14 protein-coding genes are annotated in these 12,526 nt (G+C 73.4%); 6 read left to right on the forward strand and 8 right to left on the reverse strand.

Annotation, left to right across the window (positions count from 1 at the left end):
- Positions 1-25 precede the first annotated feature (25 nt).
- On the reverse strand, positions 26-724 hold the full coding sequence (locus ACFC0G_RS31955) for an ABC transporter ATP-binding protein (RefSeq protein ID WP_376409980.1): 699 nt from the start codon (positions 722-724) through the stop codon (positions 26-28).
- 44 nt (positions 725-768) lie between these two features.
- Complete coding sequence (locus ACFC0G_RS31960) at positions 769-2,298, reverse strand: ABC transporter permease (protein ID WP_376409983.1); 1,530 nt, start codon at positions 2,296-2,298, stop codon at positions 769-771.
- 195 nt (positions 2,299-2,493) lie between these two features.
- Between ACFC0G_RS31960 and ACFC0G_RS31965 the strand changes: the two genes are divergently transcribed.
- Positions 2,494-3,312, forward strand: a complete 819-nt coding sequence (locus tag ACFC0G_RS31965; protein ID WP_376409985.1) for an MBL fold metallo-hydrolase — start codon at positions 2,494-2,496, stop codon at positions 3,310-3,312.
- A gap of 7 nt (positions 3,313-3,319) precedes the next feature.
- On the opposite strand, the gene ACFC0G_RS31970 is transcribed toward ACFC0G_RS31965, so the two are convergent.
- Entirely contained in the window at positions 3,320-4,540 is a 1,221-nt protein-coding gene (locus ACFC0G_RS31970; RefSeq protein WP_376409988.1) for an ROK family protein, read from the reverse strand.
- A gap of 90 nt (positions 4,541-4,630) precedes the next feature.
- Between ACFC0G_RS31970 and ACFC0G_RS31975 the strand changes: the two genes are divergently transcribed.
- Positions 4,631-5,224: a winged helix-turn-helix transcriptional regulator gene (locus ACFC0G_RS31975; RefSeq protein WP_376409991.1), complete on the forward strand. Its 594-nt coding sequence runs from the start codon at positions 4,631-4,633 to the stop codon at positions 5,222-5,224.
- The gene (locus tag ACFC0G_RS31980) at positions 5,221-6,144 is read left to right on the forward strand and encodes a ketopantoate reductase family protein (protein WP_376409994.1); all 924 of its coding nucleotides are present in this window, start codon (positions 5,221-5,223) and stop codon (positions 6,142-6,144) included. The genes ACFC0G_RS31975 and ACFC0G_RS31980 overlap by 4 nt, the downstream gene beginning before the upstream one ends.
- 19 nt (positions 6,145-6,163) lie before the next feature.
- Here ACFC0G_RS31980 and ACFC0G_RS31985 read toward each other — a convergent pair whose 3' ends face one another.
- The gene (locus ACFC0G_RS31985) at positions 6,164-7,441 is read right to left on the reverse strand and encodes a serine hydrolase domain-containing protein (RefSeq protein WP_376409997.1); all 1,278 of its coding nucleotides are present in this window, start codon (positions 7,439-7,441) and stop codon (positions 6,164-6,166) included.
- Positions 7,442-7,675: 234 nt separating this feature from the next.
- Between ACFC0G_RS31985 and ACFC0G_RS31990 the strand changes: the two genes are divergently transcribed.
- Positions 7,676-8,542: a GNAT family N-acetyltransferase gene (locus ACFC0G_RS31990; RefSeq protein WP_376410000.1), complete on the forward strand. Its 867-nt coding sequence runs from the start codon at positions 7,676-7,678 to the stop codon at positions 8,540-8,542.
- Positions 8,543-8,609: 67 nt separating this feature from the next.
- Complete coding sequence (locus ACFC0G_RS31995) at positions 8,610-9,146, forward strand: hypothetical protein (protein ID WP_376410004.1); 537 nt, start codon at positions 8,610-8,612, stop codon at positions 9,144-9,146.
- 100 nt (positions 9,147-9,246) lie between these two features.
- On the opposite strand, the gene ACFC0G_RS32000 is transcribed toward ACFC0G_RS31995, so the two are convergent.
- Together ACFC0G_RS32000 and ACFC0G_RS32005 are read right to left on the reverse strand one after the other, a co-directional pair.
- Complete coding sequence (locus ACFC0G_RS32000) at positions 9,247-9,645, reverse strand: VOC family protein (RefSeq protein WP_376410006.1); 399 nt, start codon at positions 9,643-9,645, stop codon at positions 9,247-9,249.
- Between the two features lie 192 nt (positions 9,646-9,837).
- Positions 9,838-10,218 (reverse strand): VOC family protein, encoded by a 381-nt coding sequence (locus tag ACFC0G_RS32005; protein WP_376410010.1) that lies wholly within the window; start codon positions 10,216-10,218, stop codon positions 9,838-9,840.
- Between the two features lie 278 nt (positions 10,219-10,496).
- On the opposite strand from ACFC0G_RS32005, the gene ACFC0G_RS32010 reads away from it, so the two are divergent.
- Positions 10,497-10,712 (forward strand): DUF6243 family protein, encoded by a 216-nt coding sequence (locus ACFC0G_RS32010; protein WP_376410014.1) that lies wholly within the window; start codon positions 10,497-10,499, stop codon positions 10,710-10,712.
- Positions 10,713-10,902: 190 nt separating this feature from the next.
- On the opposite strand, the gene ACFC0G_RS32015 is transcribed toward ACFC0G_RS32010, so the two are convergent.
- Both ACFC0G_RS32015 and ACFC0G_RS32020 read right to left on the reverse strand, forming a co-directional pair.
- Entirely contained in the window at positions 10,903-12,087 is a 1,185-nt protein-coding gene (locus ACFC0G_RS32015; protein WP_376410017.1) for an FG-GAP-like repeat-containing protein, read from the reverse strand.
- A 202-nt stretch (positions 12,088-12,289) separates the two neighbouring features.
- Entirely contained in the window at positions 12,290-12,520 is a 231-nt protein-coding gene (locus ACFC0G_RS32020; RefSeq protein ID WP_376410020.1) for a hypothetical protein, read from the reverse strand.
- Between the last annotated feature and the right edge of the window lie 6 nt (positions 12,521-12,526).

Consider the following 12,526-nt stretch of genomic DNA (forward strand, 5'->3'; position numbering starts at 1 on the left):
GCTCCGGCCCCGCTCCGGCCCCGTCTCAGCCGACCGGACGGTCGACCGGACGGTTCTCCTTCACGGTGATCCGGCCCTTGCGGATCGTGGCCAGGCGGGGTGCGCGGCGGGCGACGGCGCTGTCGTGGGTGACCATGACGAAGGTCAGCCCGTGCTCCTCGCAGAGCCCTTCGAGCAGGTCCACGATCTCGTCGCGCATCGACTCGTCGAGATTTCCGGTGGGCTCGTCGGCGAGCAGCACCTTCGGTCGCTTCACCAGCGCGCGGGCGATGGCCACGCGCTGCTGCTGGCCGCCGGAGAGCTCGGACGGCAGGTGCCCGACTCGTTCGCCGAGCCCGACCGAATCCAGTGCCTCGGCCGCCCTGTTCCGGCGGTCGGCGGTTCTGACCCCGAGCGGGACGAGGGCGGTCTCCACGTTCTCCAGGGCGGTGAGGGTGGGGATGAGGTTGAAGCTCTGGAAGACGAAGCCGATGTTCTGGCCGCGTACGGCCGTCAGTCGGCTCTCCGAGAGCTTCGCCAGGTCGGTGCCGTCGAGGAGGACGCTGCCGGAGGTGGGCCGGTCGAGGCCGCCGAGCATCTGGAGCAGCGTGGACTTGCCGCCGCCCGTGGGGCCCTGGATGACCAGCCGGTCGCCCTGACCGATGGTGAGGTCGACGCCGGCGAGGGCGTCCACTCTGGTCCGGCCGCGCCGGTACTGCTTGGTGACGCCGGTGAGTTCGTACATGGTGCGACTCCTGTGTGAGGTGGTGCGGGCGGTCGGCCGCTCGGCTACTCGACGCGGCGCAGCGCGTCGGCGGGACGCAGGCGCGAGGCGCGCCACGCGCCGAAGCCGCCGGCGACGAGGCCGCCGCCGAGGGCGAGGAGCACGGCGAGACCGACGGTGGTGATGCCGACCGGGGCGGTCAGGGCGATGTCGACGGTCTTGCCGACGGCCGTACGGGCTCCGCCGGGGCCGCCCGCTCCGCCGCCGAAGACCATGCCGCCGCCGCGCCCGCCGAAGCCGCCCGCGCTCGCGCCGAGTTCGGCGGTGAGGTTCGGGCTGACGGCGGTCACCGCGTACGCTCCGGCGAGGCCGACCGCGATGCCGAGGGCGCCGCCGACGACACCGTTGACGAGGGCCTCGCCGACGACCTGGCGGGTGACCCGGCCGCTCGTCCAGCCGAGCGCCTTGAGCGTGCCGAACTCGCGGACGCGCCGGCCGACCGCCGAGGAGGTGAGGAGACCGGCGACGAGGACGGCGGCGACGAGCACCGCGTACGAGAGCCAGGTGCCCATGGTGGAGGCGAGGTTCGCGGCGGTGTCCAGGGAGCCGGAGACCGTCTGGGCGAGGTCGGCCGAGGTGGTGACGGTGGTGCCGGTGACGTTCTTCTGGATGGCGGTCTTGACCTTCTCGATCTTCGTCGAGTCGGTGGCCTTCACATAGATCGTGGTGATCTTGCCGGCGGAGTCGGAGAGCGACTGCGCCTGCTTCAGGGGCAGGTAGACCTGGGCGGCGGACTGGCCGCTGTCGGCGGTCGCGATCCCGATGATCTCGAACGACACGCCCTTGACCGTCAGCTTGCCGCCGACCGCGAGCCCCTCCTGCTGGGCGTAGGCGCTGTCGAGGACGGCGACCTTCGCGTCGGTCTCGGTGGTCGTGAAGGTGCGGCCCTTGGAGACGGTGGAGGTGGTGAGGGGCCCGAGGTCGGGGGCGGTGACGTCGGTGCCGTAGAGCGTGAAGGAGTTGACGTCGAAGGCGGCGCCGCCGCCGGTGACGGTGTCGCTGGGGCCGGAGCCGCCCCCGGAGCCTTCCCCGGCCCCGCCGGAGCCGTCCCCGGCCCCTCCCGTCCCGCCGCCCGGCTGCGCCGGCTGCGCCGGCTGGGCCTCGCCGCGCTGGATCCGGCCGCGCGTGAACTCGCCGTTGATCTTGAGGTTGACGAGGCTCAGACCGCCCACGGCCCGGTCGACGCCCTGCTGCTTCGCGACCGTGGCGACGGTGGAGTCCGCGAGGGTCTGGAAGCCCTGGACCATCAGCCGGTCGCTGCTCTGCTCCTTCCCGCCGTCCTCCTTGCCCTGGAACTCGAACCGGGGCCGCTGCGGCCGCGCGCCCGCCTCGGGCTGCTCCTGGGCCTTGGTCACCGTCAGGTCCGTACCGAGCCCGTACAAGGACTCGAGCACCTTGCCCTGGGCGACCTTCATGCCGGAGGAGACGGAGTTGACGACGATGACCAGCGCGATCCCGAGCGCGAGCCCGGAGGCGACGACGAGCGCCGCCTTTCTGCGGCGGCGCAGCTCGCGCCGGAGGTAGGTGAAGAACATGGCGCGAAGGTAGGCGCGGCTCGTGATGGCGGGATAAGGCCCGCGTGAGAGCGGGATGAGAGCACGTCACCTCGGCGGCCGGGCCCGGGAATCACCCCATTGCCCATCCCCGTTCCCCATCCCCGTTCCCCATCCCCCGTTCCCTGTCCCTGTTCCCCTGGGCAGGCGGAGCCTCGCGGTGGCAGAGTCGGCGCCATGTCACCGGACAGTGGGGGAACGGCGCGGCGGGGATCGGTGACGGCCCTGCTCGACGCGACGGGGATGTTCTTCGCACCGGCGCGGGAGGCGTTCCCCGGGGCGCGCGCCGCGGACTGGGCCGCGGCGGCCGCCCTGGACCCGGGGGCGGTGGGGCCCGACGGAGCCTGGCGGCTGGACTTCCGCTGCTTCGCCGTCGCCGACCCGGGCGGTACGGGCTGGATCCTGATCGATGCCGGGGTGGGCCCCGCCGAGGGACCGGGGGCACCCTGGTGTCCCGTCCCCGGCCGGCTGCCGGACCTGCTCACGGAGGCCGGGATCGACCGGGCGGACGTCCACACCGTGGTCCTGACGCATCTGCACGAGGACCACACGGGCTGGTCCGCCGACGCGGCCGGGCAGCCCGTCTTCCCGCAGGCCCGGTACGTCGTCCAGGGCGCGGAGACCGCCGCGCTCGACCGGGGCGACCCGGTGTGGTCCTGGGTCGTGGAACCCCTGCGGGCCACCGGGCAGTTGTACGAGATCGAGGGCACGCACCGGCTCCGCCCGGGTGTCACGCTGCTGCCCACGCCGGGGCACACGCCGGGCCATCAGTCGGTCCTCGTCGAGCACCCCGGCGGCCGGGACGTCCTGGTCACCGGCGACCTCCTCGTGCACGCCGTCCAGCTCGCCGATCCGGCGGTCGCCTACGCCCACGAACGCGACCCGGCCGTGGCCCGCGCCTCCCGAGAGCAGCAGCTCGCGCGGGCCGCCGAACGCGGCGCGCTCCTGGCCACGGCCCACCTGACCCGCCCGTTCGTCGAACCACCCACCCCCTGAGGGGTGTTCAGCCGCTTCCCGTCGTGGCGTAGGCCAACGGGTCGGTCAGGACGTCGTGGAGGACGAGGGCCGCCGCGCCGCGGGCCGCGTCGGTCGCCGGGGAGGCGGGGCGGAGGCGGTCCGCGTCCGCCGTCCACAGGCCGGAGACGACCCGGGCGGCGAGCTCCTCGGCGACGGCCGGGGCGAGCCAGGGCATGAGGCGCGGATAGATGCCGCCGAGGACGACGGCCTCGGGGTCGAGGAGGTTCACGGCGCCCGACAGGGCGCGGCCGAGCATGCGGCCCGCTTCGGAGAGCGCGGCGAGGGCGCGGGGGTCCCCCGCCCCGGCACGGCGTACGAGCTCCGCGACGTCGGAGGCCGCCGCCGCCCGCAGCAGCGCCGCCTGGCCCGCGTACTGCTCCAGGCAGCCGCGCGATCCGCAGCGGCAGCGGGGCCCCTCGGCGTCGACGACCAGATGGCCGATCTCGCCGGCGAAGCCGTGGGCGCCGCGCAGGAGTTCGCCGTGGACGACGATCGCGCCGCCGACCCCGATCTCGCCGGTCAGGTGCAGGAAGGTGCGGAGGTCGCCGAGCGCGCCGAACCACAGCTCGGCGAGGGCCGCCATGTTGGCCTCGTTGTCGGAGGTCAGGGCGAGGCCGGCCGGTCCGCCCGTGCCGGGGCGCCGTGCGGCGAGGGCCTCGCCGAAGAGGCGTTCGGCGTCGACCTCGTTCCAGCCGAGGTTGGGCGCCTGCCGGACGGTCCCGCCGGTGACGAGCCCGGGGAGGGCGAGCCCGGCTCCGGCCGGGGTCAGCCCCCGTCCGGCCGCCGTGTCGAGGGCCTCCGCGGCGATGCGGGCGGCCCGGTCCAGGACCTCGGCGGCGCCGGCGGCGCGGTTGTCGAGGCGCTCGGTGCGCCGGACCCGGTCGGCGCCGGTCAGGTCGACGACGCAGACCGACACGTAGTCGATGTTGATCTCGACGCCGAGCCCCGCGGGGCCGGTGTCGGCCGGTTTCAGCACGGTGCCCGGCCGCCCCGCCTGCCCGCTGAACGTCTTGCCCGACTCGACGAGGAAGCCGAGGTCGAGGAGTTGCTCGACGAGCGAGGAGACGGCGGGCCGGGTGAGTCCGACACGGGCGGCGACCGCGGCCCGCGTCGTCTCGCCCGCCTCGTGGACGGTCCGCAGGACGAGGCTCAGGTTGTGCCGGCGCACTCCCGACTTGTCGGCCTTGGGTTCCGTGGGCTGGTTCATGGTGAGCGAGAGCCTAGTCGTCCCTTTCGCTCACCTGAAAACAGTTCGGTGACCGAACTCTTTCGGGCTGTTTCGGGTTAGGGTCACCCCATGACGCTTCCGCGCGACTACCGCGGCCAGACCTGTGCCCTCTCCCGCTCGATGGAGATCATCGGCGAGCGCTGGACGCTGCTCATCCTGCGCGACGCCTTCTACGGGGTCCGCAGGTTCGGGGAGTTCGCGGCGCATCTGACGGTCCCCCGGGCCGTCCTCACCGACCGGCTCGCCACCCTCGTCGACGCCGGCGTCCTGGACCGCCGGCCCGAGACGGGCACCGGCCGCCGCGAGGTCTACGTCCTGACGCCCAAGGGGATCGCCCTCTGGCCGGCGGTCCGCGCGCTCACCGCCTGGGGCGAGGAGTTCTACGCGGCGGAGGGCGGCCCGCGCCGTGTCTTCCGGCACGTCACCGACGAGGCCCCTCTCGACGCCGACGGACGGTGTACGGGCTGCGGCGCGGCCGTACCCGTAGGAGACGTCCTGGTCACCCCCGGACCGGGGCTGGCTCCCGCGCCCGGGGACCCGACCGGGCCCCCGGCCGTGGACGCCGACCCGGTGACGGCGGCGCTCGCCCGCCCGCACCGGCTGCTCACCCCCCTGCTCACCACCGCGCCCCAGGGGCGCCCCACGAGAGGTCCCCAACGATGAAGATCCTGGTCGTCGGCGCCGGTGCCACCGGTGGCTACTTCGGCGCCCTGCTCGCCCGGTCCGGACAGGACGTCACCTTCCTGGTCCGTCCGGCCCGCGCCGCAGCGCTGCGCGAGCGCGGGCTGCGGGTCCTCGCCCCCGGCGAGCAGTGGATGCTCACGCCGCCGCTCGTGACGGCCGACGAGCTGACCGGCCCGTACGACCTCGTCCTGCTCTCGGTGAAGTCCACCGGCCTCGACCGGGCCGTCGAGGACATCGCGCCGGCCGTCGGCCCGGACACCGCCGTCGTCCCGCTCCTCAACGGCCTCGCCCACATCGACGTCCTCAACGCCCGTTTCGGCGCGTCCGCGGTCCTCGGCGGGGTGGCCAAGGTGGTCACGACCCTCGACGATTCCGGTGACATCCTCCGGCTGGCCCCGCTCGCCCACCTGGCGTTCGGCGAGCAGGACGGGACGGTCACCCCGCGCGTGGAGAGGATCCGGGCCGTCCTCGACGCGTCGGGGATCGACGCGCCGGTGCCGGATCAGGTCATGACCGCGATGTGGCACAAGTGGGTGTTCATCACGACGTTCGGCGCCGTGACGAGCCTGATGCGCGGCACCGTCGGCGACGTGTACGACGCACCGGGCGGTCCGGCCCTCGGCCCGGCGGTCCTCGACGAGGCCGCCGCCGTCGCCGCCGCGGCGGGCCACCCCGTACCGGAGGCGGAGCGGGCGGCGACGCTGGCCGTGGTGTCGGCGTCCGGCTCGCCGATGGTGCCGTCCTTGTACCGCGATCTGGCGGCGGGGCAGCCCACCGAGGTCGAGCACCTCTTCGGCGACCTGACCGATCGTGCGCGCGCCCTCGGGGTGGCGACTCCGCTGCTCGACCTCGCGACCCTGCACCTGCGGGTCCACCAGCGCCGGGTCCTGTCGGCGTAGGCGTCGGGCGCCTCGGGTGTCAGCCGACGGCCAGGGGCGTACCCGGGGCGAGTTCGGCCGCGATGCGCTGGGCGACCACCTCGGCCGTGTTGCCGTCGGGTGTGGTCGCCGTCTTCGTGGCGGAGACCGCGATGGCGAGCCGCTCGGACGGCAGGTACGCCTGGATCGCCGCGTACCCGGAGAAGGACGGGTTCTGGAGCACCCAGCCGTTGACCACGATGACGCCGAAGCCGAAGTGCTTGGCCTCGGTCTGCTTCAGGCAGATCGTGGCGGGGCACTTCTCGGTCGCCCCGCCGAGGCCGACCGTGCCGGGGTCGAGCAGGGTCCGGTAGGAGCGGGGCGAGAGGAGTTCGCCGCTGCCGATGGCCTCGGCGGACCGGGCGAGGTCACAGATGTGGGTGGTGATGACGGCGCCGGGCGCGGTGGTCCACGAGGGGTTCCAGAAGGTGGACTCCTCGTAGAGGCCGCGGTCGGAGGTGAAGGCGTGCAGGGCGGGTCGCGGGATCTCGGGGGTGAGGTTGCTCTGCGTGTCGCGCAGGCGGAGCGGCCCTGTGACCCGCTCCTCCACCAGCCGGTCGATCGGGACGCCGGTGATCTTCTCGAGTGCGGCGACGAGAAGCACGTAGTTGGCGTGGGAGTAGCTCCAGCTGGCCCCCGGCTCGTACCAGAACGAGTGGCGGAGGGGGTAGGCGACGAGCTGCTCCGGGGTCCACGCGCGGAACGGGTGGGCCTCCAGCTCGGCGAGGAAGGCCGGGTCGGTGACGTAGTCGTGGAGACCGGTGGTGTTGGTCGCGAGCATGCGCAGGGTGATCTTGTCGGCCTTCGGCAGATCGGGCAGCCAGCGTTCCACGGTGTCGTCGAGCCGGACCTTCCGCTCCTCGACGAGCTGGAGGAGGGCGGTGCCGATGTGGGCGAACGCGACGGAGCCGGCGCGGAAGTGCATGTCCGGCCGGGCCGGGACGTTCGTCATGGACTCGCCGAGCGCGTCGGTGACGACCTCGCGTCCGTCGACGGTGACCCGCAGTTGCACGGACTTCAGCCGGAGGTCCTTCTTGGCCTTGCGGGTGATGGCCAGGATCTGACGGGCGCGGTCGTCGCGGGGGCCCTCGGTCCGCACGCAGTCGCGTCCGCCGTGTCCGCCCGGGCCGCCGGACTCGGCGGACACGGCGGATTCGGGGGACACGGCGGACACGGGTGCGGCGGCCGTCGTCTGGACCGTGACGGCGAGGAGGGCGGCGCAGAGGAGGGCCCTGCGGGCGCCCGCGCGGGGACGCGTACGGGAGGGGGTGCGTGTCATGGGCCGCACTATGGCCGGAAGACCGGCGGCACCCCGCCGAACACTCCGCACGCGGGGCCGGACGCGCTCGTGCGGGGCAGACGCCTGACGCCGTTCGGACGCAGCGCGCCGGTTCCGGGGGCGCGCCTCCCGGCCGGGCAGCGCGCCGGTTCCGAGGACGCTCCCCGGGCCCACGAGGTCGGCAGGTCGAAAACCCGGTGCCGGCCGTCGGTGCGCTGGTGTGTGATCGGGGACATGGCAATCGAATCGGGCACGCCGGAAGTCGACGGGCTGGGCGAGGTGGTGGGCGTCCTGCGGGAGTGGCAGGACGAGGGGGCGCCGATGCAGCTGCATCCGGGGGACGTGGGCTGGTTCTGGCGGTCGGGTGCGGAGGCGACCGCCGCGGCGGTCAGGACCTGGCGCCGGGACGGACGGATCCTCGCGGTGGGGTTGCTGGACGGTCCCGGGCTGGTACGGCTGACGGTCGCGCCGGACGCACGGCGGGAGGAGGAGCTGGCGCGGCGGGTGGTCGAGGACGTGACCGATCCGGAGCGCGGGGTACTGCCCGGGGGCGAGGCGGACGTCGAGGCGCCGGCGGGCGCGCTGGTCCAGGACCTGCTGGCGGAGCACGGCTGGACTGCCGGCGAGTCGTGGACACCGCTGCACCGGGACCTCACGGAGCGGGTGGACGACCCGGGCCTGCGGATCGAGGTGGTCGGGCCGGAGCGGGCGGACGTGTTCGCCGCGGTGCATCGGTCGGCGTTCGACGGGTCGAGGTTCACAGGTGGGCACTGGCACGCGATGGCGGCCGGACTGCCGTTCTCCGAGGCCCGGTCCCTGGTCGCGTACGACGACGGGGGCGACGCGGTGGCGTCGGTGACGGTGTGGTCGGCCGGCCCGGGCAGGCCCGGCGTGCTCGAACCGATGGGCGTACACCGGGACCACCGCTGCCAGGGCCACGGCAGGGCGATCACCCTCGCCGCGGCGGCCGCCCTCCGGGATCTGGGCGCGTCGAGCGCGTTCGTCGGCACCCCGACGTCCAACACGGCCGCCGTCGCCGCGTACGAGTCGGCCGGCTTCCGGCCACGCCCCGAGACTCGGGACCTGCACCGGGACGCCTGACGCCGCGGACGCCGACAGTCGGAAACTTTTGTTTCCGTTTCCGGTGCTCGTTAACTATAGTTGCCGCATGACTTCATCGGAGATGACTCCCGAAGAGCAGGCGGAGCTCCACAAGGCCCTCTACGACGCCCTCCATCCCCTCGCATCGGCGCTTCGTTCCCGGGCGTCGGGGCTGCCCGCGGACCGCATGTGGAACGCGGAGCCGGTCGACGTGGCGCTCTCCGTGCTTGGCGCCTGGAAGGTGGTGGACACGGAGGTCAAGCGGTTGACGGCGATCGCGGCAGGTACCGCCGGGTCCTACGGCGCGAGCTACGAGCAGATGGGCGCCGTCTGGGGCATCACCCGGCAGGGAGCCCGCAAGAAGTGGCCCGACGCCGTGAACCGTTCGGTGCCTGGCGCAACAGGACCGAGCACCCCCCTCGCCCTGTGCGGCGGAACGGCCGAACTGGTGCAGGAGACGCCGTCCGGCGGGTGGCTGTGGGAGGGCACGGGCGCCGACGGGACGCGCGGCGCGGCCGACGGTGACACCCGGTACGCCACGAAGGAGGAGGCGGCGGCCCACGCCGGCGCCTTCCTGAAGGAGCACGCCGTCGACCGGCCCTGAGGCAGACCTGCCGGGCCCCGGCGGATCGGCCGGGGCCCGGCGGGGTCGACCGGGGCCCGGCAGATCGGCCGGGCCCGGCAGCTCGGCCCGTGCCCGACGGTCAGCCGGCCGCCGGGGCCTCGGCGTCCTGCGGGTACCAGCGCAGTTCGACCGTGTTGCCGTCCGGGTCCTTCACGTAGACCGACTGGGCCGAGCCGCGCGCACCCCAGCGCGGGACGGGGCCCTCAAGGACGTCGAACGTGCCGGAGTCGATGACCTCCTGCCAGTCCAGGGGGTCCACGACCAGGCATATGTGGTCGACGTTGGACTCGCCTCGCGGGCGCGAGAAGAGGTCGATGACCGTGCCCTCGTCGATGCGCACGGACGGGAAGGGAACCTTGCCGGCCCGCCACTCCTCGACCCGCTCGGGCACGAGGCCCAGCGATCCGGTGTAGAAGTCGAGCGCCTTGTCGACGTCGGTCACGTTGAGTACGAGGTGGTCGAAGGCTTTGACTCGCATGAGGGGATCCCCGTTCCGGAGTTGCGTGCATGTCGTCGTCTGATCTCGTGGACGCAGATGATCATGCTGTTCGCGGAGCCGACGATCAAGGGTGCGAGCGGAACTGGGGGCGGGCCCGGGCGCTACACCCGACGCGCGCAAGCCCCCGGCCGTGGGGCGTACGGACGGGGGCTCGGTGTCAGGACGCGCGGGTCAGAGGGGCTGGAGCCGGGTCCGCAGGAGGCAGAACTCGTTGCCTTCCGGGTCGGCCAGGACGTGCCAGTTCTCGGTGCCGTCCTGGCCGATGTCGGCGGGCCTGGCACCGAGCGCGAGCAGCCGCTCCAGCTCGGCGTCCTGGTCGCGGTCGGTGGGGTTGACATCGATGTGCAGCGGGAGCTTCCCGGCCCGCGGGTCGCTGCTGGGGCTCAGGATGAGCGTGGGCTGCGGGCCGCCGAAGCCGGCGCCGGGCGGCCCGATCTCGATGCTCCCGTCCTCCCGGCCGAGCTCCACGTAGCCGAGGACCTCGCTCCAGAACGCGGCGAGCCGGACGGGGTCGACGCAGTCGATGACCAGTTCACTGATGCGACATGCCATGCCCGCCAGTGTAGGAAGAAGACCCGGGGCCGACCGGCCACCGCGCGCACGTGCCCCGGGCGGTCGCTGAAGGCCCCGCCGAAGGCCCCGCCGACCGCCGGGCGGCGAAACGTTTGGTCCGCGGGGCCGACGGAACCGGGTAACGTCTTTGTCATGTTCTTCCAGACGCCGGTTCACGAGTGAGCGCGTGATGGGCCTCTGCTGACGTCCTTCGACGTCGCCGCCCGTCCCCCACCGATGAATCCGTAGATCACTTCACCTCACTACCGGGAGAACCCGTGACCGACAGCAAGAACATCAACAACCCCGTGGGCCAGGGCGGCGGCCAGCGCAAGAAGCTGTCCCGCGCCGAACGGCAGAACAACGGTCCGCACCGCAACCTCGACCGCCAGGGTGCGGCCGACCGCAAGGCGGAGCTGGTGCGCAAGATGCGCGAGAAGACCGGCACGGCCGAGGGCACCGCACAGGCGGGCGACACCACCGCGCAGAGCTGACGCGCCTCCGCCGCAGGGCGGCACCGCACGGGCCGGGGCCCGGACCGCGACGCGCGGCCCGGGCCCCGCTGCCGTTACCGGGCGCGGCCCCGGTCCCTGCCATGATCCGCCGGGCAGGGCCTGGTACTGCAACGGTCTTTGCCGGGTGCGTGAAAGGGCCCCCGCCCGGAGGCGGAGGCCCTTTCGAGGGTCAGAAGGCGCCGTTCAGGTCCCGCCAGTCGCCGCCGCCGAGCCAGTCGCCGGCTCCGAGGCCGCCGCTGCCCGTACCCGCGTACCGGTACAGCATGCCGTCGCCGGCATTCGTCGCGATGAGGTCCGGTCGGCCGTCGCCCGACCAGTCGCCGTTGGCGATGATCGTCGGCATGCCGTTCCAGCCGCCGCTGCCGACCAGCACACGCGAACCGAGCGCGCCGGCCTTGCCCGGGTAGAGCCAGAGCTTGCCGGTCGACGCCTCGCGGCCGTAGAGGTCGGCCCGGCCGTCGCCGTTCATGTCACCGACGCCCGCCAGGGCGTTCATGCCGTTCCATCCGCCGGTGCCGAGCAGCTTGCGTGCGCCCAGGGTGCCCGTGGAGGTGCCCGGGTACAGCCACAGCCTGCCGGTGGACTTCTCCACCGCGAGCAGGTCGGCCCGCGCGTCGCCGGTCAGGTCGCCGAACGCGGCGATCCGGCTCATGGCGTTCCAGCCGCCGGCGCCGATCAGCTTGCGCGTGCCGAGGCCGCCGGTCCCGGTGCCGGGGTAGAGCCACAGTCTGCCGGTGGCCGCCTCGCGGACGATCACGTCCTCGCGGTTGTCCCGGCTGAAGTCGCCGTGCCGGACCATGGCGTTGAAGGCGTTCCAGCCGCCCGCGCCGACCAGCCGGCCACTGCCGTCACCGGGCAGGAACCACAGGCGTCCGACCAGGTCACGGACGAGGACGTCCGCCCTCCGGTCGCCGTTCATGTCGCCGAAGCCCGCGGCCTTGGGCGAGGTCTCCGTGAGCCAGTAGGGGTACGCGGGTCCCTCGCACTCCCGGATCGTGCGGACGATCTTCACCGAACTGACGGACCTGCTGGCGATGCTGGTGGTGTAGCCGTCGTTCCCGTACCGCCCGGCACCGTCCTCGTAGTTCGGCTCGTCGAAGGTGCAGGCGAAACCCGGCGTGCGGTTGATGATCAGGCGGAACTTGTTGTCCCACGTGCCCAGTGTCGCCTTGCTCGACTGCGTCTTGAACATCGAGCCCGTGCTGTCGGTGTTCGCCCACGCGCAGAAGTACCCCGTGGGGCAGTCGCTCACCGCGGCCTGTGCGGGCGCGGCGCCCGCGCCGAGCAGGCCGAGCGAAGTGAGTCCCAGCGCGGCGGCCGTGGCGGCCAGACGCCGGAACAAGGGTGTACGCATGAATTCCCTCCCTGATGTGACGCGTGCATGATTCAACGCGCCACGGCAGGGACCGTATCCGCATGCCTCCGCCCGCTGCTACGCGGTTCCACCGCCCCACCGGCCCTCACAGGCAGGTAGGGCAGCAAAAGGGCCCGGACCGGCTGCCTGTCTCGTGGACCGACGACCGGGAACGCTGCCGGCCTGTCCTGCCGGACAACCCCTAGGGGCGGCCGTTGCGGCGGCTGTACGTGTCGCTCGCGGTGGGTACCGAGTTGTGGACCGCGGCGGCGCCGAAGGACACCCGGTCGTGCTGGGCCTGGCGCAGGGCCAGCTGCTCCTGGAGGAGGCCCTCGGCCGTCTCCGTGCGGCTGCTTCCGCGCCTGATCAGCGTGACCGTCAACAAGGCCCCGATACCGCCGAGCACCCCGAAAAGGATTATTACAGCGACCATGGTGTC

This window comes from Streptomyces sp. NPDC056169 (assembly GCF_042268445.1).
Lineage (GTDB): Bacteria > Actinomycetota > Actinomycetes > Streptomycetales > Streptomycetaceae > Streptomyces.

Excerpts from the sequence above, each read along its gene's own strand:
- ACFC0G_RS31955 (WP_376409980.1), bottom strand. The coding sequence starts at position 724 with ATGTACGAACTCACCGGCGTCACCAAGCAGTACCGGCGCGGCCGGACC.
- ACFC0G_RS31960 (WP_376409983.1), bottom strand. The coding sequence starts at position 2,298 with ATGTTCTTCACCTACCTCCGGCGCGAGCTGCGCCGCCGCAGAAAGGCG.
- ACFC0G_RS31965 (WP_376409985.1), top strand. The coding sequence starts at position 2,494 with ATGTCACCGGACAGTGGGGGAACGGCGCGGCGGGGATCGGTGACGGCC.
- ACFC0G_RS31970 (WP_376409988.1), bottom strand. The coding sequence starts at position 4,540 with ATGAACCAGCCCACGGAACCCAAGGCCGACAAGTCGGGAGTGCGCCGG.
- ACFC0G_RS31975 (WP_376409991.1), top strand. The coding sequence starts at position 4,631 with ATGACGCTTCCGCGCGACTACCGCGGCCAGACCTGTGCCCTCTCCCGC.
- ACFC0G_RS31980 (WP_376409994.1), top strand. The coding sequence starts at position 5,221 with ATGAAGATCCTGGTCGTCGGCGCCGGTGCCACCGGTGGCTACTTCGGC.
- ACFC0G_RS31985 (WP_376409997.1), bottom strand. The coding sequence starts at position 7,441 with ATGACACGCACCCCCTCCCGTACGCGTCCCCGCGCGGGCGCCCGCAGG.
- ACFC0G_RS31990 (WP_376410000.1), top strand. The coding sequence starts at position 7,676 with ATGGCAATCGAATCGGGCACGCCGGAAGTCGACGGGCTGGGCGAGGTG.
- ACFC0G_RS31995 (WP_376410004.1), top strand. The coding sequence starts at position 8,610 with ATGACTTCATCGGAGATGACTCCCGAAGAGCAGGCGGAGCTCCACAAG.
- ACFC0G_RS32000 (WP_376410006.1), bottom strand. The coding sequence starts at position 9,645 with ATGCGAGTCAAAGCCTTCGACCACCTCGTACTCAACGTGACCGACGTC.
- ACFC0G_RS32005 (WP_376410010.1), bottom strand. The coding sequence starts at position 10,218 with ATGGCATGTCGCATCAGTGAACTGGTCATCGACTGCGTCGACCCCGTC.
- ACFC0G_RS32015 (WP_376410017.1), bottom strand. The coding sequence starts at position 12,087 with ATGCGTACACCCTTGTTCCGGCGTCTGGCCGCCACGGCCGCCGCGCTG.
- ACFC0G_RS32020 (WP_376410020.1), bottom strand. The coding sequence starts at position 12,520 with ATGGTCGCTGTAATAATCCTTTTCGGGGTGCTCGGCGGTATCGGGGCC.